12 protein-coding genes are annotated in these 18785 nt (G+C 73.4%); all 12 read right to left on the reverse strand.

Annotated elements, in window-relative coordinates; all coding sequences use genetic code 11:
* Positions 1-49: 49 nt before the first annotated feature.
* The 12 genes from ACYQ8Q_RS01410 to ACYQ8Q_RS01465 all read right to left on the reverse strand — a co-directional run bounded on the left by ACYQ8Q_RS01410 (position 50) and on the right by ACYQ8Q_RS01465 (position 18517).
* On the reverse strand, positions 50-2077 hold the full coding sequence (locus ACYQ8Q_RS01410; protein WP_460060975.1) for an AAA family ATPase: 2028 nt from the start codon (positions 2075-2077) through the stop codon (positions 50-52).
* Positions 2077-3309, reverse strand: coding sequence for a hypothetical protein (locus ACYQ8Q_RS01415; RefSeq protein ID WP_460060978.1), 1233 nt, complete (start codon positions 3307-3309; stop codon positions 2077-2079). Before ACYQ8Q_RS01415 ends, ACYQ8Q_RS01410 begins: the two co-directional genes overlap by 1 nt.
* Complete coding sequence (locus ACYQ8Q_RS01420; RefSeq protein WP_460060981.1) at positions 3299-3982, reverse strand: 4Fe-4S single cluster domain-containing protein; 684 nt, start codon at positions 3980-3982, stop codon at positions 3299-3301. The genes ACYQ8Q_RS01415 and ACYQ8Q_RS01420 overlap by 11 nt, the downstream gene beginning before the upstream one ends.
* A 48-nt stretch (positions 3983-4030) precedes the next feature.
* Positions 4031-5065 (reverse strand): hypothetical protein, encoded by a 1035-nt coding sequence (locus tag ACYQ8Q_RS01425; RefSeq protein ID WP_460060983.1) that lies wholly within the window; start codon positions 5063-5065, stop codon positions 4031-4033.
* Between the two features lie 20 nt (positions 5066-5085).
* The gene (locus tag ACYQ8Q_RS01430; protein WP_460060985.1) at positions 5086-5967 is read right to left on the reverse strand and encodes a protein phosphatase 2C domain-containing protein; all 882 of its coding nucleotides are present in this window, start codon (positions 5965-5967) and stop codon (positions 5086-5088) included.
* The gene (locus ACYQ8Q_RS01435) at positions 5964-6803 is read right to left on the reverse strand and encodes a vWA domain-containing protein (protein ID WP_460060987.1); all 840 of its coding nucleotides are present in this window, start codon (positions 6801-6803) and stop codon (positions 5964-5966) included. Before ACYQ8Q_RS01435 ends, ACYQ8Q_RS01430 begins: the two co-directional genes overlap by 4 nt.
* Positions 6800-7027 carry a hypothetical protein gene (locus ACYQ8Q_RS01440; protein ID WP_460060989.1) on the reverse strand — a complete coding sequence of 76 codons (228 nt, stop codon included), beginning with the start codon at positions 7025-7027 and terminating at the stop codon, positions 6800-6802. Before ACYQ8Q_RS01440 ends, ACYQ8Q_RS01435 begins: the two co-directional genes overlap by 4 nt.
* A 282-nt stretch (positions 7028-7309) precedes the next feature.
* On the reverse strand, positions 7310-10177 hold the full coding sequence (locus ACYQ8Q_RS01445) for a CHAT domain-containing protein (RefSeq protein WP_460060991.1): 2868 nt from the start codon (positions 10175-10177) through the stop codon (positions 7310-7312).
* Between the two features lie 115 nt (positions 10178-10292).
* The gene (locus ACYQ8Q_RS01450) at positions 10293-11588 is read right to left on the reverse strand and encodes a hypothetical protein (RefSeq protein WP_460060994.1); all 1296 of its coding nucleotides are present in this window, start codon (positions 11586-11588) and stop codon (positions 10293-10295) included.
* Positions 11589-11727: 139 nt separating this feature from the next.
* A complete protein-coding gene (locus ACYQ8Q_RS01455; protein WP_460060996.1) occupies positions 11728-12465 on the reverse strand; it encodes a Crp/Fnr family transcriptional regulator in 738 nt (245 codons plus the stop codon).
* Positions 12466-12618: 153 nt separating this feature from the next.
* On the reverse strand, positions 12619-14535 hold the full coding sequence (locus ACYQ8Q_RS01460; RefSeq protein WP_460061000.1) for a caspase family protein: 1917 nt from the start codon (positions 14533-14535) through the stop codon (positions 12619-12621).
* Position 14536: 1 nt separating this feature from the next.
* Positions 14537-18517 (reverse strand): CHAT domain-containing protein, encoded by a 3981-nt coding sequence (locus ACYQ8Q_RS01465; protein ID WP_460061002.1) that lies wholly within the window; start codon positions 18515-18517, stop codon positions 14537-14539.
* Positions 18518-18785 lie beyond the last annotated feature (268 nt).

Here is an 18785-nt window from a genome sequence, read left to right on the forward strand (position 1 = left end):
TGGTGCGATGGTCGAGATGCGGTGCCCGGGCGGGGCAGGTCGTGTCGGCCTAGGGCTGTGGGGTCACCACGGCCACGGTGCGGTCCTCGGGCAGTTCCAGCCGGAAGCGGCCGGTGCGGCGGCCGGTGGCCACCACGCAGTCGATGAGCGGGGCCCGCACCGAGCGGTCGAGGATGTTGCGGATCTCCCGGCCGCCGAGCGCCAGCGACCGGGGATCGCGCATGGCCTGTGCCACCCCGGCGGTGATGGACTCCTGCTCCAGGTCCAGTTCGATGCCGGCGCGTGCCGCGGAGGCGGTGATCTGGCGGAGGAACTTCGCCGTGATGGCGGGGATGTTCTCCGGTCTGAGGATGTCGAAGGCGAGGACGCCGTTGCCGATCCGCCCGAGCAGTTCGGGGCGTTTGAGCGTGGTGGCGAAGTGCTCCGACACCTCGTGCTGGAACAGCTCGGACACCTCGTCGTAGGAGGGGAGTTCGCCCTTCTGGAGCAGGGCGTACAGCGGTGTGGCCCCGAGGTTGGAGGTGAAGATGATCAGCGACTGGGAGAAGTACGCCGTTCTGCCGAGGCCGTCGGTGAGCCGCCCGTCCTCGAGGATCTGCAGGAACTTGTCGAAGACGCTCCCGTGGCTCTTCTCGATCTCGTCGAAGAGCAGCACGCTGAAGGGTTTGCTCATGACCCGGTTGGTGAGTTCGCCACCACGTTCGTGTCCGACATAGCCCGGGGGTGCCCCGGTGAAGCGTTCGGCGGCATGCTCCATGGCGAACGTGGACATGTCGAAGCGGGTGAGTGCCGTCTCGTCGTCGAAGATCATGTCGGAGAGGGAGCGGGCGAGTTCGGTCTTGCCGACGCCGGTGGGGCCGGCGAAGAAGAACACGCCCTTGGGCCGGGCCTCGACGCTGTGCGGATCGGAGACGAAGTCGACGTTGAGGGTGCCCGCTGCGAGTGCCCGGCTGACCGCGCGGACGGCGACGGGCTGACCGATCACCCGTTCGCCCAACTGCTGTTCGGCCCGGGGAATCCGGTCGACGAGTCGTACCCAGGGGTCGTCCTGCTGACCGAACAGGGCGCGTTTGACGAGTTCCCTGGGTTCGGAGAGGGGCACCTTCTCCACCCGGCTGGTCTGGGCGAGTCCGTCGAGTTCGGCCAGGGCCATGCCGTCGGTGAGGTTGGCCAGGGTACGGATGGCCGCGGCGGTGTCGTCCTGCTGTTCCGGGGACCGGCCGTGGAAGCGGCCGGCGATGGTGCCGAGGTAACCGAGGCGTTCCCGGTAGGAGGGCTGCGGTACCTCGACGGCTCGTACGAAGGGTTCGTCGCGGTGCAGCCAGGGCGGTACGGACGCCAGGTCCGGTACGACGATGACGAGCAGGTTGTGCACCTGGGCCCCGGCCGCGTGCCCCGACTCCAGCATCATCTTCTTGGTGAGCAGCAGCAGGTCCCGGTCCTGCCGGTCGTGGTGGTCGGGGTCGAGGAGGAGGAGTTCGGCGAAGTCGAGGATGAAGGCGACCGGCCGTGACTGCTGGGCCAGTCCCCGGCGCACCGCGGCGAGGGCCTCGCTGGGCTGGCGGTACCGGGGGGCCTCGGCGGCTCCCTCCCGGATGCTGCTGCGCATTCTGCGGTGCAGTTCCTCGGCGCGTGCGCTGCGGGAGGCGCCCGCGGTCCCGGGGGCCCGCTCGTGTTCGCGCTGCTCGTCCCGCTCCTGGGGCAGCGGCCGGGAGCGGTCGTCCGGGGTGCTCGACCGGCTGCGGTCCTGCGCGTCGCCGTCTCCTTCCCCGGTGCCGGTCGCGGCGGGCGGGCGGGCCTCGATCAGCCGGGCGAACCTGCGGTGTCCGTCCTCGCCGTCGAAGACCAGGCCGTCGATCTGGTCGTAGCGTCCGACCAGGTCGTAGGAGAGGGTGTCGAGGACGGCGCCGAGCGCCCGGCCGAGCGGTACGAAGCCGCCCTGCCAGCGGACCACGTCATGGATGTTGCCGTGCAGGATGACATGGCGGCTGCGGGCGATCTCCGCGACGAACTGCCGCACCCAGGGGGAGACGGTCCGCCGTGCCCCGGGCCGGTTGTCGCCGGGAGGGGTGCTCATCAACGCTCCCGGGAGCGGTCGCCGGGCAGCCGCTTGGCCTCGAAGGCCGGCGGGCGTCCGGGTGTGCCCTTCCCTTTCCAGGTCAGCTCACCGGCCCGGACCCCTTCGGGTTCGAGTGCCTCCTGGAAGCGTTCGAGGACCTCGGCGGTCAGATCGCAGCTCTGCTCCTCACCGTTGGCCGTCAGCCGGGTGACGAAGTCATGGCCCTCGGCCTCGTAGACGAGCTGGGCGCCGCCGTCGCCGTCCGGGACGACGGCCATCACGATGCGGTCGCCCGAGGCGCGGTGTGCGGTGAGCATACTGCTGGTGCCGTCGGACCGCACACTGTCCGGGTCCAGCCGCAGCCCGGCGGCCGGCAGGGCGCGGCGTACGGCGTCCAGGACGATCCGGGTGCAGGCCAGTTCGTCGAGCCAGGCGTCGAAGTCGGCGGCGAGCGCGGCGAGTTGCTCTTGTGTCTGCCGGGTCAGCCGGGTGATCTCGGAGGTGTCCCCGCGGTCCGAGGCCGCGGTGAGCCTGCGCAGCAGGCCCGGCACCGTGTCGAGGCCGTCGAGGCCGGCGCCCGCCTGTTCCGCCTCGGCGACGAGCAGGGTGAGTTCCTGATGTGCCTGTTCGGCCTGACGCCGGACCCTGGCGAGTTCCTCGCGCCGCTCGTGAGCCCGGCGCAGATGCCGTTCCGCGGTGTTCGCGGCGGTGGCCCGGGCCGCCGGGAAGCGGTCGGGAGAGCCGACCTGGCGTCGGGCGTCGTCGAGTGCGGTGGTGACGTCCTGTGCTCCCTGGGGGTCGAGTTCGGCCCGGTCGGGGAAGGCGGCGAGCCCCGTCTCCAGGGCCGCGAGCGCGGCCGACCTCTCCTGGCGGGCCAGCGCGGCGCTCACGGCGACGTCCAGGGCGGTGGCGTTCTGTTCGGCGGTCGCCAGGGCGGACCGGGCGGCTTCGAGGGACGGCTCGTCGGAGACGGCGGCGATGGCTCCCGCCAACGAGGTCAGTGTCGTGGTGAGGTGGGTGTGGCGGGCGCCCTCGCCTGCCGCGTGGGCGCCGTCGCGCTGTCCGGCGATCCTCGCGGACAGGGCCGAGTGGCGGGCGGACAGCTTCTCGCGCTCGCTCCGCACACGGCGGGCCAGCTCCCGCAGCCGCTTCTGCCGCTCCTTCTCCTCACGCCTGCGGCGCTCTTCGGCCAGCTGCTGCTGCCTCATACGGTCGAGTTCGGCGTGGGAGTACTTGGGGCTACCGGACATCGGTCCTCCGGGGGATGGTCAGATGGATTCCGTCACGGTCCAGGGCACGTTCGAAGTTCTCGCGGAAGCCGGGCACCGGGGGGACGCCGTTCCAGACGAGGCTCCCGGAGGCGATCTCGACCTCCAGACCCGCGCTGTCGTCGTGTCCGGGCGGTTCATGACGGTCGGTCAGACAGTGGATGCGCTGGTTGTCGGAACCGCGCCACAGCAGCGGACGCTGGCGCTCGGCCAGGAACGGGCCGTCCACGAGGATGTCCAGCCGGGCGAGCAACTCCCGCCGGTCCGCGTCCCCACGGCGCAGCCGCTCCAGGGTGAAGCCGGAGTACGACATCACCGACCAGTCGCGTGCGGCGCGCAGACGGTCCACCAGCGCGGCCAACGCCGCCGCCTGCGCCATCGGTTCCCCTCCGGAGAAGGTCACTCCGGTCACCTCCGCGGGCAGCGCGTGGAGCCGGGCGGCCAGCGCGTCGACCGCCCAGGGCTCGCCTCCCTCGAAGGGCAGGCCCTCCGGTGAGAGACAGCCGGGGCAGCGCAGCGGGCAGCCCTGCACCCACACCACGGCCCGGGTGCCGGGGCCGAGCACCCGGACCCTCTCGGAGATCCGGCCGACGAGGAGCACGGGAGGTCCGCCGGACGCGGGCATGTCCTCGGGAGGGCGGTCGGGAGGGTTCATGGCGTGGTGCCTTTCGGGCGAGCGGGCGGCGCGGGGAGGCGGTGGACGTCAGCTGAGGGGGAAGGGGTCGTGCCCGGTGCGGGCCAGGAGTTCGCACCACGGGCAGTCGGCCGCGTCGGCAAGGTGGACGTGCAGTCGGCCGGTGGTGCAGGGGCGGATCCCGTACTGGGCCTCGGTGAGCGCGTCGATCCACTCCTGCGGGCGGGGGCGGGCCTCCGGGTCGTCGTAGCCCTCGCGCAGGCACCGTCGCAGCAGGTGTCCCAGCCGGCCCGCCAGGGCCAGGTCGGCGCGGGGCGCACGGGGTGGCAGCCGCAGCCGGGCGCCGAGGACCACCGTGCGCCGGGCCTCGACGTTGGCCCGTACGTCATGGGGCGGCGGCACGCCCGGCGGGATGCCCGCGAAGGGGTGGGTGCCCAGCCGGAGGATGGCCGCGACGAGCACGGACAGGGCCCACCAGTCGGCGGAGAACCGGCGCTCCGTGCGGGAGGCCGGGTCCGCCAGGTGTTCCGGCGGGGTGTACTCGTCCCGGGAGAACGGTGAGGGCAGCGGCGTACGGCCGCGGGGGTCATGGATCTGCCAGCCGTCGACGTCCACGAAGGCGACCGTGGCGGCGGCCGTGGCGAAGAGGTTCTCCGGTGACAGGTCGGCCACCACGTGGCCGGCGTGATGGACGGCCCGCACGGTGCGGGCCAGGTCCAGGGCGAGTTCCAGGTACCAGCGCCAGGTGGCCTGCGCCGGCACGAGGGTGCCGCGGCCGCCGAACGCCTGGTCGAGGGAGGCGAACTCCGGCCGCAACAGGGCGGGTTGGACATAGCCGAGCAGGCGTCCGCCCCGGGCGTCGCGGACCCGGCCGAGCGGCCAGGCCACTCTGATGATGCCGTCCCGCGCCGTCAGGTGCTCCGGACGCGAACGGAGCATCACCTCGAGCTTCTCCGGGAACCGGTCGGCATCGGGTCTGCGCTCCAGCTTGACCACGAGCCGCGGCCACTCCACGACGCGCCACACTCCGCCCTGGGACCCCGGTGGCCCGGCCCTCTCCCCGAGCGTCACCCGCCGCCTCCTGCCGTCCGCGGTCTCGAGCACGACCTCCTTCGGCGGCCGCGTCATACCCGTTCCACCGCCACGACGAGGGTCTTGTCGTCGTGCGTGCGCGCGGCCATCCGTTCGCCCGCCAGCAGCCGTGCGAGATAGGTGTCGTCCTCGGCGGCGTTGTCGGCGTGGGCGAAGAGGGGGGTGAAGAACCGTCCGTGGGGCCGCACCGCCTGAGCCCGCTCGTGGACGAGCCCGACCTCGCGCAGTCCGTCGCTGGCGACCACCACCCCGGTGAGGTCGGGCAGTCTCGCGACCACGCGGCGGGCCCGGACCTCGGCGCCGCGGGAGGTCACGAACAGCGTGCGCCCCGGTTCGTCGAACCGGCTCGCCAGCCGCTGTGCCGTACGCGACACCGGTCCGGGTCGGTGGGCCGGTGTCGCGTACGGGGCCAGCAGCAGGTCGAACTGTTCGGCTCCGCAGCGGGTCACCACGAAGCCGTCACCGATCGCGACGACCCCGAGCCAGGGGCGGCGCACCACGACGAGAGTGAGGGTGGTGCCCCACTCCGCCGGTCCCCAGCCGTGCCGGTCGGGCAGGGAGGAGGCCATCGCCGCCGCGGCGGCCCGGAATCCGCGCACCACGTCCCCGGTGACCCGGTCGAGGTGGCGCGCCCAGTGCTCGGCGACCTCCGCGACACGGGCCCGGTCATGGCCGTCACGGACGTCCGGCGGCATCCGCCGGGCCTCGTCGGCCGCACGGTTCACCGTCAGGGTGACGGCGAGCGAGGAGGCGGTGCGGGCCAGCCGGGCCCGGCTGCCGCCGTCGGCGCAGGCGAGGACGAGTGTGTCGGCGTCCTGGTGGGTGGCGAAGCTGTCCTGGCAGTCGGTGACGGACCGGGCGTGCCTGCTGCCCATCACGGACGCGGCCGAGACCAGCCAGGGCGTCGGTCTCATGGCCTGCTCCCCCACGGCTCTCCGCCGTCCCGCTCGGCGAGGCTCCCTTGGGTGTCCTCGTCGGCGTCCTCCCCGGCGTCCCAGTCGGCCTGTTCCCATACGGCGGTGTAGGGGTCGTCCGCCGAGGTCGCCACCAGCACCAGGTCGAGCAGGGCGGCGAAGTCCAGGTCGGTCAGGGGGATGTAGCCCCGGTCGGTGGCGAGGGTGCGCAGGATCTCCTCGTCGGCACCGGGGGCGCCGAAGGCGAGGAAGAGCAGACGGCGCTGGCGGCGACGGGTGGCGATCAGATCCGCGACGGAGCGCCAGGCGTCGGCGGGGAGTTCGTCGTTCGGCGCCCCGTCGCTGAAGAGGATGAGGCGCACCTGTCCGGTCTGCAGCCCGTGCCGGTCGGCGAGATGCTCGACCCTGCGGTCGCCCAGTCGCAGGGCGAACTCCAGGGCCTCGACCATCGGTGTGGTGCCGGACGCGGTCAGATCGGCGAGATCCAGCTCGGCCGCGGGCACGAACACGCCCCCGTCCGCGGCGAGTTCGGCCTCCGGACGGCCGGCGTCGCCGGTCACCGCGCGGACGCCGTCGCCGCCGAACGTCACCACCGCGAACTCGACGGCCCGCAAGGGGCCTTCGCCCTGCCGGCGGATGTCCGGCAGCCAGGCGCGCAGACTGCGGTTGAGTTCGTCGATGGGGCGGGTGCCCTTCTCGGCGAACCGCATCGATCCGGACACGTCGATCAGCAGGATCACGACCCGCCGGTGATAGGTGCCCGAGTGAAGGTCGATGTCGTCGGTCGGGTCCGCGGAGCCGTCGAACATCTCGTCGAAGTCGTCGAAGACGCTCATGCCGCCCCGTCTCCGTCCCGGGCGTCGCGGGGCGGTCCGGCGTCCCACATCGCGGTGTGCCGTCCCCTGGTGAGCCGAACGACGCCGCCCCGTCCGGGGGGTTCGCCCGGGCCCAGCCACCGCGCCGGCTCGACGAGTCCGTCCACCGTCACCAGTCCGCGCGGGCCGAGGAGTGCGTGGACGGTTCCGTGGATGTCCCCCGGCAGGGCGGGGGCGGGGTTCACGGTTTCCCGGCGCCCGCACCGCCGTAACAGCAGGGCCACCGCGCCCAGAACCGCCGCGGCGACCGACCACGCGCCGATGCGCGGCTTCCGGACGATAACGCCACAAGCACTCCTCATCCTGCTTCCCCCGAGTATTGTGTGGCATATCCATCAACAGTAGGTAAATGAGCTTACCTACCTATGATTCACTCTAATCCCGTTTCACTGCGGGAAGTTGAGGAACTTATTTCCCTGTCTGAACCGCTTTGCGAAGCGATCCGGTATGACAGACTGACCCGTTCGTCACCGCCCGGTGTGCACGAAGGCCGCCCAGGACGTGAGGTCGGACTCGTCCCGCGTACGGAAGTGCTCGCGCAGCCTCTTCGGCATCTCCGCGGGCGGCCTGCGCCGGCCCACCATGCACAGCTGCGCCGCCCGCAGGGCGTCCACCGGAGGCAGGCCCTCCTCCCGCAGGAAGTGGTGGAACATGAACATCAGGACGGAGGTCGCCGCGTCGGGCACACTCCAGTTGGCACTCACCACCGAGCGCACCCGTCCCGCCAGCAGCGTGGTGCTCAGACTGAACGCCTCGTCGAGCCCGCGGCCGGAGCGGCCGGAGCTGCACGCCGCGAGGACGGCGAGCGCGATCCCCCGGTCCTCGCCCTCGCCCAGCACCCTCACCAGCCGTTCCGCCGCGAGATGCGCTCCCCCGTCGAGCAGCAGATAGGCGCTGTCTCCGGCGGCGGTGGACTCCTCGACGATGCCGTGGCAGGCCAGATGGAGCACCGGACCGCCGTCGGGGTCCGCGAGCCAGCGCAGCACCTCCTCGCGGGTCCCGGCGCCCTCCGGGCTCGGCTCGCCGTCGGGCATCCGGCCGACGTAGCGGGCGTCCGGGTAGAAGCAGTCCTTGACGGCCAGCGCCTCGAGCCGGGCGGCGGGCAGGTCCCGTGCCGCACCGGCCGGGTCGGGGTCCCCGACGACCAGTCCGCCACCGGTGAGCGCGACCGGGCCGCGCCACGCCGACTCGCACAGCAGACGGGCGGAGGGCGCGTACGAGAAGACGGCGTCCTCCATCGCGTACCGCCAGGCGCCGTCCGGGGAGCGGGTGCGCGCGGCGTGCCACGGCACGCGCGCCAGCTCCCGCACGGGGATGAGCACCAGCCGCGCGGGACGGCCCGCGGGCAGCGCCAGATGGCGTTCCAGCAGGGGTCCGACGGCCGCGTCCCAGGCCCACTCGCAGATCCCGTCCAGCGCTCCCGGCGCTTCCATCCGGGCGTCGCGCAAACCGCTGTCGCGGGCCGGTGCGTCGCGGCCCACGGCGCCCTGGGCGGCGTCCGAGAGAAAGGTCTCGAAGTCGGCGATTCCCGCGTCGTTGAGCCGGGGCAGCAGCGTCCAGCTCGCGGGGGCGTCGGCCGGGACCACCACGGCGGCCCCGTTGCGTTCGTCGCCGGGCACCAGGTAGATCAACGCGTCGGCGCCGAGCGCGCGCAGCGCGGCACGGGTCTCCGCGAGTTGCGGCGGGTCGAGCAACCGGGTGCCGCCCTCGCCCGGCGCGGCCGCCGGTGAGCCGTCCTCCGCCAGGGGCACGCCCGCGAGCGCGCCGACGACCCGTCGCCGGAGTTCACCGGGTTCCTCACCGGCGGCGTGGTTCCGCCGGGCCTGCTGCCACTCCCGGGCGAGGGCGGCCTCGCCCGAGGCGGTGAGGCGGGCCGCGATGTCCCGGGTCTCGGTGGTGGCGTAGAGGATGAGCCCGCGTCCGGCGTCCAGGGCGGTGGCGGCGCCCTCCGGGTCGTTGTCCGTCAGGCACCAGCGGGCGGTGTCCAGGGCGTCGCCGGCCGCGTACCGGGCGGTGGCCTGCATCTCGTCGGGGGAGGACTCGAGCAGGACGTTCCACGCGTGGCCGCGCAGTCCGCGCAGCGCCGTCGCACGGCCCAGTTCCCGGCGGTCGGCCAGCCGGTAGGCGTGGGCGAGCGGCATGGCGACGGTGGTCCACAGTCCGTGCGTGGTGGAGGCCGCCGACGTCTGTGCCTGTTCCAGCAGTTCGGTGGCGGTCCTCAGACCGCGTCGGCCGCCCGACATCTCCACCCGGCGCAGCCGGGCGGTGCCGGCGTGGAGCAGATAGTAGGGGCGTCGCGGATCGTGCTCGGGGGCGAGGGCGAGCACCTCGGTCATATGGGCGACCGCGTCGTCCACCGACTGCGGGGTGTCCACGGCGAGTTCCGCCAGGGCGAGCTGGGTCAGTCGCAGGGCGCGTTCGGTGTCCGGGAGCCCGGGCTGGTTCACCATCTTCTCGAAAACGCCGAACTGGGCCTCGGTGGGCTGCTGTACGTACTCCGCCCGGCGCTGCCTCGCGCCCCCTGTGCCGGGACGGAGCATCTCCAGCAGCGGAGCGGTCGATTCCATCGCCTGCTCGAGGCTCTCGCGCAGCGGGTCGCCCGGGGGCATCAGGTGCGCGATGTCGCGGAGCCGGCCGAGGATCTCCATGGCGCCTTCGATGTCGTGCCGCATGACCTTGGTGCTGAGTTCCTGCATGAGGGCGAGGACCGTGCCCTGGTCGAGCAAGGGCGATCCGGGGCCGAGGTCGTCGAGCAGTTCGTGGGCCTCGTCCGTCACCTTCTCGTTCTCTCGGACGTTGCGGGTGTCCGCGGCGACCAGATGCCGCAGTCCGAGCCGGGCCGAGCGGACCATGGTGGCCTGGGGCTGGGTGTCCCCGACGATCTCCGCGTACCGTTCCAGGTCTTTGAGCGCGGTGCGCGCGGAGAACCCGGGACGGCTCTCCTGCCAGGCCACGAGCAGGTCGTTCGCGCGGAGCGCCGCGGAGGTCGCCGGCCAGTCCGGCAGCGGGGAGGGGTCGGTGTCCGCGGCGTCGGTGAGGGCCATCGCCCTGGCCAGGCGCGGGGAGCCGAGCAGCGTCCTGGATCTGACCAGGGAGGTCACCAGGACAGACGCGAGCTTGGCACGGCCGGGGAAGTCCTGGGGCAGCGCGTCGAAGTCCGCGAGGGCGCTGTCGATGTCGGCCGGGTCCCGGCCCGAGGCCTCGTAACGGCAGGCCCGCATCCAGCAGCGTGCGAACAGCCAGGGTGCGCTGTCGTCCGCGCCAACCACGTGGATGGCCTGTCCGGTACGGGAGATGACGGTGTTCAGTTCGTCCATGGAGGTCGTGTCGGTCATGGCGGTGGTCCTTGTCGCTGGGAGCAGCAGTCCTCGCCGCCGGGGCAAGGGAGGACGGGGCGGCGGGGGGCGGAGCGGGCGGGAGGCCGGATCGGGGCGGGAGGTGGAGTCGGTGTCAGCCGCCGGTGGCGGCCGCGGGCCGTACGGCGCGGATCCAGGCCACGCCGGTGAAGTTCTTGGCGGCGATCTCGATCTCGACGCGCCGGAAGCCGTCGGCCGCGAGGCCGTCGTAGCCGACGCCCACGATGTCCCGGTAGAGCGGGTCGGAGAAGGCGACCACGAGCGGGGCGTCGGGAGACTCGTCCAGGGCCCGGTGCACGGGGCCGGAGTCGAGTACGCGGAACAGGTCGACCACGGCCGAGCCCGCGTAGCCGCTGTCCGCGTCGTGCACGATGCCCTGGTGGAGGCCGGCCCGCATCCGGATGGTCCGTGTGTCGCGTGGCGCCGGGTGGCCGTCGGCCGCCGCCAGGCCTTCGGCCAGTCCGTCCAGGAGACGGGGTACGGCCCTGGTCTCGTCGGTGCCGGGCTCCAGGACGAGCAGATATCCGTCGCCCTGTGCCTGGCGTCCGCAGCGGTCCCAGACGACGTCCGCCCGCTCGCACGCGCGGCGCAGGGTGCGCAGCAGCACCCGCTGGAGACGGACCATACCGGCGTTGTCACGCGTGCTGTACTTCTCGATGTCGACGGCCAGGCACAGCCTTCTCAGCCCTGGCGGCAACCGCTCGCCGCCCAGGTCGTCGGTGCCGGCCTTGTGGTCCTCGTACGCGGGCAGGGCCCAGGCTCCGGGCAGGGCCGCCAGGTCCGTCCGGGGTGCCGGCGTCGCCGCGGTCGGCCACGCCTCGGCGACCGGGATACGGAAGTCCGTGTCGTGCGGGGTCTCGGCATGACGGCGTCGGAGGGTTCCGCCGAGCACCCGCTGTACGGTCGTGGCCCTCAGGCTCACCTGCCCGCGCACCTCGGTCCCGTCGGCCGGTGTCCGCACCACCGCCTGCGCCCAGTGCCCGTCCGGGCGCAGACCGCCGCGTCGCCCGTCGGCCCGGAAGGCCCAGCGCAGCCGCGATCCCCCGAGCCCGAAGGCCGCGATCCGGGTGCCGTCGTCGGTGGTCGTGCCGGGGGACGGATCGAGACTCAGGGCGTACAGGTCGTCGTCGAGCCGGACGGTGAGGGTGACCTCCTCGTAGCGGCGCCCGCCGGGCAGTTCCTCCAGATCGAACGGGAAACACACGAGGAGGGCGCGCTCCTGGCCGTCCTTCAGCAAGTACAGGAGCGGCCGGCCGAGAAGGGCTCCGCCGATCCGCTCGGAGACGGCTTCCCCGTCTCCTCTGGTGACCGCGCCGTCGAGGGCGAGGAGGTCCGGGGCGGCCAGCACATCGTCCGGCTCCGCGGCGTGGTCGTGGTGTTCGGTCCGCATCCGTTCCCGTTCCTGTTCCCGTTTCCGTGGTGCGTGCATGGTGCGTGCGTGGTGCGTGCGTGCTTGGTGCGTGCGTGCCGGCGTGGTCGCCGCGCCGGGTCTGCCCGATTGCGCAGGTGACGTGCCGTGCGGGGTCCGGTCAGCCGCCGGTCGGCCGGGCGGCCTCGCGCAACCGGTCCGGAGCGAGCACCGTCGTACGGCCGTACCCCACCTGGATCAGTCCTTCCGCGGCGAGTTCCCCGAGTACGTGGTGCACCCGGCGTTCCTTGGCACCGACCAGGCCGGCCAGTTCGGACTGGGTGAGCCGGGGCCCTGTCGACACGCCGCCCGCACACGGCTCGCCGTAGTCCTCCATCAGGTCGACGAGGACCCTGGCCACCCGGGTGGCCACCGGGCTGCCGCTGAAGTCGATGCGGCGCCGTACCGACCAGCGGTTCTTGCGCACCAGCATCCGGCTGACCGCGAGCGCGACGGCGGGGGTGGAGTCGAGGCAGTCGAGGAAGTCGCGCCGGCCGATGCGGCGGGCGGTCACCGGTCCGGCGGCGGTCACCGTGGCCGACCTGGGCCGGTTGTCGAAGGCCGCGAACTCCCCCACCAGATCCTGGCCGAGGCGGATGGCCAGCAGGGCGGTGCCCCCGTCCTCCGCGGTCGCGGTGACCTTGGTGACGCCGCTGAGCAGCAGCAGGACGAAGGTCTCCCGAAGTCCCTCGATCAGCAGATGCTCCCCTGCCTCGTACGTGCGTGCCGTACCGAGGGAGAGCAAGGCCCTGACGGCGTCCGGGAAGTCGCGCAGTTCGGCCAGGAGCGTGCCCTTCGCCGGGCGGTCGGGTCCGGCGTCCTCGCTGTGCACCCCCGACATCATGCCTCCCTCGCACATGTCGACCTTCTCCGGTATCAGAGACTTGTGGCATTCTATCCACTGTGCGGTGCCCAAGTTCCTTTATTTGCACATAAGTTGTGCGGTGACGGTCCTGGCGGAGGGCCGCTAGGGAAGCACGGCGGCGGAGCGGTCGGCCGACGGCTCCCGGGTTCATCCGCCGGCTGCCTCCGCAGACCCCGACCCTGCGGGGGACCCGATCACTTCGGCGTGGGGCAGGGCCTCGGCGTCCATGGTCCACACGCGGTAGCGGAACTCGTTCCCCGCGCTCATCCGTGCGTCCCGCACCCCGTCCCGGACTTCCCGCAACAGCTGGGCGAGCACGGGTACGGACCGCGCCTCGGTGGGGGTGCGGGTCCCGCGCGAGGTCAGACCGCCGAGGTCCATCGCACGGTCCCCCACGATCACCAGCACGGTCTCGGCCCGGGACCCGCCCTCCCGCGGAACGTCCGACGGCCAGTAGAGCGAGATCGGCTGGGTGGTGCCGTCGCCGTACGGTTCGACCGGGCAACCGCTGGGCTGATGGTTCGTCACCAGTGTCGTACGGCCGCTCAGTCCGACCCCGACGACCCAGAAGTACACCCTTGCCCCGCCGGAGTTGGTGACCCGGACCCGGTAGCGGTCACCGTCGTACAACCGCTCCCCCACCGGCCGCAGCGGGCGCCATACGGGCGGCCGTCCGGCGGCGGGCGGTTCGGGCGCCTCGATCCGTACGTCGACGGCCGCGTCGAGCCGGGCCGCTCCCTCCGGATCGCCCATCCGACGCAGTCGGTCCCCGCGGGCGAGCTCCTCCAGGAGTTCTGCCACCCGGGCGGCGTCGGCGAGGGACGGGGCTCCGGGCCTGCGCAGCACCTGCCCGCCGGGGCCGAGCACCTCCGGTGCGCCGGCCCGCACACGTACGACGGCGAAGGCGTCGACCGCCGTGGTGGTCTCGGTGAGCCGGGGTGAGCGGACGAGTTCCCCGCGCAGGTCGTCCGCGAACGGCCCGTGAGCCGCGATGAGCACATGACGGCGGTCGTGCACCTCGACCGCGAGCGCATGCGAGCCCGGCGGCAGCGAAGCGGTCCTCAACTCCTCGGCCAGGGCGGCCGAGTCACCGGAATCGGTGACCCGCAGCAGAGCGTCTCCGCCTCTCATCTCCGTCACGGTCGCCGGCAGTGAGATCTCCCCGCCCTCCCCTTCGGGAGCATCCACGGGGAACACCAGGGCGACGGTGTCCGGGGGGTGGAGCCCGAACAGGGCGCCGCCCGGGACGCGGAACCGGCCCTGGGAGCGCAGCAGCGGCAGCCGATCGGGTTCGGCGGGCTCCTCCAGCGAGAACGGCAGGCGGCCCGAGGGCCCGCCGGCGTCCGGCCGTTGCCTCATCCGTTGCTGTGCGATGCGGTCCCGGGCTCGCGCCACCAGCACCGACCACGGGACACGACAGCCCGCGGTGGCGTCCAGCAGGTCGGCCAGCGCTGCCGTGAACACCCCCTGCAGACCGGCTCCGGGCTCGGGTTCCCACTCCCACGCCGCACCGTGCTGCGCGCACGCCGCGAGCCGTACGACGTGCGGCACCAGCGGTTCGTCACGGCGGGTGAGCGCCTCCGCACGGGCCAGCGCGGCATCCAGGGGGACCCGCGGCAGCAGCACGGACTTCAGTGTCCAGCGCCCCGCTGTGCACGCCGCCTCGCGCACCGCTCCCCCGGAATGGCAACAGTCCAGGACGCAGGTGACATTGGGCGTGCGCTCGACCAACGCCGAGAGTTCGGCGGTGAGTTCTTCGGCGAGGTAGCCACGGAAGTCGGCGGCGGTGCCCTCGGCCATGTCGAAGGGCACCAGATACTGGAGGTCGTCGGTGAGCCCGCCGTGCCCCGAAAAGTGGACGACGACACCGTCGCCGGACACGGTCCGGGCCCGGAGCCGGGCGAAGCCCTCCTTGATCCCCTCGTAGGAGGCGTCCGGTCCGGTGCGGATGTCCAGGTCGGTGAAACCGCGGCCGGTCAGGACCTGCCGCATCCGCTCGACGTCGGCGTGCACTCCCTGCAGGCCGAAGGTCTGCGCACCGATCAACAGGGCTCTCAAGGTCATCTCATACCCCCACATGGATGAAGGGCGCCCAGTGGTACGGGTGCCGGTCGTCGAGGACGGGTCCGGGCCGGGCCGGGGAGCTGTCGCGCGGGCTCGCCGCCCATGACCGGCGTCCGTCGGCCGTCCCGGTTCCCGCACTGGTGCGGTGGGCGAGGGAGGCGTACTCCGCCGCGCGGGCCGCATGGCCCAGGGCCCGGACCTCCTGCTGGGCGAGGTGCAGCGCGGTCCCGACGTCCACGGTCCCGTCCTCGGTGAGCCGCCCGTCACCGGTGAGCCGACGGTACATACGGGCCATCACCAGGGCGCCGAGACCGTCGTCCACCGGCCACAGCGAGACGACCGCGTTCCGGGCGCCGGTGACGAGGGCGGCCCGGGTCAGTCCGAGCACGTCCCCGCCCGAGGTGGCCCGGCCGCGTCCGGTGTCGCAGGCGGAGAGGACGAGCAGGCGTGGCGCGTGGGCGGCGGTCAGCAGATCGGCCAGGTCGAGCGCGTCGTCTCCCGCCAGCGGCAACCGGCTCCGGTTCGGGGCGAGTTCGTCGATCACTCCGTGCGTGGCGAGGTGCAGTACCTCGTGGCGGGGGGCGGTCTGGAGTACCTCGGCACGGGTGGCACGGGCGCCGGTCAGCACGGTGGTGCGGGGCAGCAGCCGGGCGATCTCGGTGATCTCGGCCGCCGTGCCGGGCAGTTCGGGCAGTCGGTGGCGTGGATGGGTCGCGGGCGCGCCGACGAGCAGGGCGTGGAGATCCCTCCACGGCCTTGGATCCTCTCGATCCCGGAGCCTCGGCAGCAGTCCCACTGCGGGCAGATACGACACGGGACGGCGGGCGCCCAGGACGTCGCCGTCCCAGGGCAGGGCGTGGAACGGCAGCGGGGCGAGGGCCGCGGGCGGCACCACGACCAGGCGCCGTGCGGTGTCCAGCACGTCGGCGAAGGGTTCCAGCAGGCAGGTGGCGAGCAGGGTCGCGTCGCCCTGCCCGTGACCGTCGTGGAGGGGGTCGGCGCACCCGTCCCGGAAGCGCCGGGCGGCGCCCACGATCTGGTAGGTGAGCGTGCGCCCTCCCGGTCGGCCCCGCAGCGGTTCGCAGCGCAGCGTGTCACGCGTCATGGCCCAGCCGACGAGGGCGTCGTCGAAGAGGTGGTACGCGAGCAGCACGGTGCCGACGGGCAGGGCGGCGGCCACGGCTGCCGCATCCGGCACGACATCCCCCTGTGCTGCGGCGAGCGCCCCGGGCGCACGGCACTGCACGACCGCCTCCGCCTCACCCAGCCGACGCGCGGCCACGTCGACCCGCCGACGGCGAAGGACCGTTGCGGCGAACGGGATCGGGGCCGGAGTCGGGATCGGGGCCGGAGCCGGAGCCGCAGTCGGGACCGGAGCCGGGGCCGCGGTCGGAGTCGGGACCGGAGCCGGGGCCGCAGTCGGAGCCGGGGCCGCAGTCGGAGTCGCAGTCGGAGCCGGAGTCGGAGTCGGAGTCGGAGTCGCTGAAGGGTTCCAGGGCCAGGACGAGGAAGGGCGCGGATCCGAGGCGGCGGCAGCGGCACGCGAGGTCGGCACGACGGTGACGGCACTCGTGTCGAGGGCGGCCGTGGCGGCATCCGCGTCCGGAACGACGGTGGCGGTACCCGGGTCCGTGGCAGCAGTGACGGCGCCCGCGTCCGGAACGACGGTGGCGACACCCGGGGCCGTGGCGGCCGTGACGGCCGTGGTGGCGCGCGGGTCCGGCAAGGCCGTGGCGGCACCCAGGTCCGGCACGGCGGCAGGACCCAGGTCCGTGGCAGGAGTGACAGCGCGCGGCTCCGGCACGGCGCCCGCACCCGGACCTGTGCCAGCAGTGAAGGCACGCTGATCGGGTACGGCCGTGGCGGCACACCGTTCCGCGGCGGCCATGGCGGCCGGCGGGGTGCCCTCGGGCTCGGCGCGCAACGCGGCGACATGGTCCTCGAACTCCGCTGCCCAGCGGACCTCGGTGGCCAGCCAGTGCCGGACCGCCGCGCGGGCCTCCGGGTCGGTGCCCGCGGCGTCCAGGGCCCGTACGGCGCCGAGCAGGCCGGTGCGGACACGGTCGGCCTGGCCGAACGCGAGGGCCGGCGCGTCCTCTTCCCCGGAGGCCAGCCGGGCGAGCACGGCGACATGGTGCAGCCGGGCCGCCACCGGATCGTCGGCGAACGAGGCACGCAAGGTGTCCCGGGCGAGCCTCCTCCGGTGCTCCTCATAGACGGTGAGCCCGCGCAAGGCGTACTCACCGGCCTCCCGCGTGTGCGCCCCTTCGCCGTCGGCCCATGCCACCTCTGCCCGCAGCGAGAGGAACTGCCAGGAGTTCTCGACTGCGTCATCGACACGCGGCAGACAGCGCCGCGCACGCTCGGGATCGCCGAGCCGCACCCACAGCGCGGCGGCCTGGAGGGCGGGCAACCGGGACTCCATCCGGTCCGCCTCGGCGCGGGCCCGCGCCCTCTCCCCCAGGTCGGCGAGAGCGGTGCAGCGCACATGGCAGCGCAGCGCGTCGTCCGGGATCGAACGAGCTCTGTCGAGGGCCTGGTGCGCCAGCCGGTCGGCCTCGTCCCCGAGCCCCGCCTCACGCGCCTTGCGGGAGCGGAACAGTGACTCCTGGGCGGGGCACGCGGCGAGGTCCGACCTGAGTCCGGCCAGGGCCTCCCGCATCGGACCGGCGATCCAGTCCTCGGTCTCCCGTACGACGATTTCGCCCACGTGGACGGCGAGTTGGAGCCGTACGCGCGCCGCGGCCGCCACGTCCGGGTCCCCCAGTTCGGTGGCCTGGGTGTGGAAGGCCTGGGCGGCCTGGACGACGCCGAGGCAACGGGTGAGGTCGAGTGCGCTCCGCGGGTCGTCGTCGTGCCGGATGCGGGCGAGATGTTCGCGCTGTTCCAGGTCGAGGAGGACGAGGGCGGCCAAGTGGTGCCGGGCATGGACGGCGGTGTCCGTGGTGGGCACCGCCACCGCGCGCTCACCGCCGCCCGCTCCGAGGCCTTCGGAGGATCGCGCCCGGCCTTCCGAGAGGAGACGGGCGAGCGCCTCGGCCCGGTCCCCGCGCCGGGCGTGGCCGCGGGTGTGCCAGCAGGCCGCGCGGTTGCGGACGAGCCAGGACAGCCCCTGCACCCAGGAGGCGCTGCCGACGGTCCGCCCCCATGCGGCCACGGTCTTCGCGACCTCGGCCTCCGCCCCTTCCCCCGAGTCGGCGTCGATCAGGTCCAGGACCTGATGGACCTTCAACAGCGCGACGTACGCCCCGTCGTTCGCCTCGTACGCCGCGTCGAGCGCCGCCGCCAGCCGTGCACGGCATGAGTCGCCCCGGCCCTGGATCCGGTGCACATGGGCCAGTCTCAGCAGCGCCGCGGCCCGTCCGTGGGGTGAGCGCGCCGTGGTGCAGGCGGCGAGGGCCGACTCGTACCGCCTCTCGGCCGCCCTCAGGTTTCCGCCGGAACCGGTGCCCCCCGGAGCAGCGGGGTCGAGGACGCACTCCTCCGCCGTCCCGGGCGGCCCCAGCTCCCGGTCCCCTTGCAGGAGTTCGTACAGTGCCGCCGATCCCGTCCGAGTGTGCCGGGGTTCCCCCGGCGCCGTCGGCAGGGTGGCGACGGCGAGGCCTCCGGCCTTGAACCGCAGATCCGCGGCGAGCAGAAGATGACAGGCGGCGGCATCCGTGTGCCCGGACTCGGCGATCGCCGCGTGCAGTTGGTCGAACCATCGCAGTGCCTCGTCGACGTCCTCCCGAAGATCCTGGTCCCGTTCGCCCGCGACGCCGCCGTCCGACGGGTGAGGAGCCGCACGCTCCCTGGCGTCGCGGGCCCGGACCGCGTGTCCCACGATCATCCGCGCGGAGAGCAGGACCGGGACGACCTGGCCGGCCAGGTGCGCGGCGAGCCGAAGACGTCCCTCGGGCAGATCGCCCGCCCTCTGGGCCATCGCCTGCGCCAGGCCCTCGACCGGGGCGAGGCAGGCTCCGGGCTGCCAGTTGGCGTCCATGTGCAGCGCGGCGGTCCGTAACGCCCGTGGGAAAGGGCGTTGTTGATCCGCCGGCAAGGCATCCAGGGCGGCAAGTGCCCTTCTGGGCTCACCCGCGGCGAGGGCCGCCGCAGCCGCCTCGCAGTCGGTGCCCCGCGACTCGGCCGACACCAACGCGGTCAGCGTTCCCACGTCCACCCCGTCCCCCCGTCCCCGGTTGTTCCCGGGCCACCCCGACGTAAAAACGCTAACGGCCGCCAGGGACATGAACCACGGTTCTTTTCGCAGA

The sequence above is a fragment of the Streptomyces sp. YKOK-I1 genome (assembly GCF_054660435.1).

What these genes read in the sequence shown, in the direction of transcription:
- ACYQ8Q_RS01410 (WP_460060975.1), bottom strand. Translation starts at nt 2,077, where the DNA reads ATGAGCACCCCTCCCGGCGACAACCGGCCCGGGGCACGGCGGACCGTC.
- ACYQ8Q_RS01415 (WP_460060978.1), bottom strand. Translation starts at nt 3,309, where the DNA reads ATGTCCGGTAGCCCCAAGTACTCCCACGCCGAACTCGACCGTATGAGG.
- ACYQ8Q_RS01420 (WP_460060981.1), bottom strand. Translation starts at nt 3,982, where the DNA reads ATGAACCCTCCCGACCGCCCTCCCGAGGACATGCCCGCGTCCGGCGGA.
- ACYQ8Q_RS01430 (WP_460060985.1), bottom strand. Translation starts at nt 5,967, where the DNA reads ATGAGACCGACGCCCTGGCTGGTCTCGGCCGCGTCCGTGATGGGCAGC.
- ACYQ8Q_RS01435 (WP_460060987.1), bottom strand. Translation starts at nt 6,803, where the DNA reads ATGAGCGTCTTCGACGACTTCGACGAGATGTTCGACGGCTCCGCGGAC.
- ACYQ8Q_RS01445 (WP_460060991.1), bottom strand. Translation starts at nt 10,177, where the DNA reads ATGACCGACACGACCTCCATGGACGAACTGAACACCGTCATCTCCCGT.
- ACYQ8Q_RS01450 (WP_460060994.1), bottom strand. Translation starts at nt 11,588, where the DNA reads ATGCGGACCGAACACCACGACCACGCCGCGGAGCCGGACGATGTGCTG.
- ACYQ8Q_RS01455 (WP_460060996.1), bottom strand. Translation starts at nt 12,465, where the DNA reads ATGTGCGAGGGAGGCATGATGTCGGGGGTGCACAGCGAGGACGCCGGA.
- ACYQ8Q_RS01460 (WP_460061000.1), bottom strand. Translation starts at nt 14,535, where the DNA reads ATGACCTTGAGAGCCCTGTTGATCGGTGCGCAGACCTTCGGCCTGCAG.
- ACYQ8Q_RS01465 (WP_460061002.1), bottom strand. Translation starts at nt 18,517, where the DNA reads ATGGACGCCAACTGGCAGCCCGGAGCCTGCCTCGCCCCGGTCGAGGGC.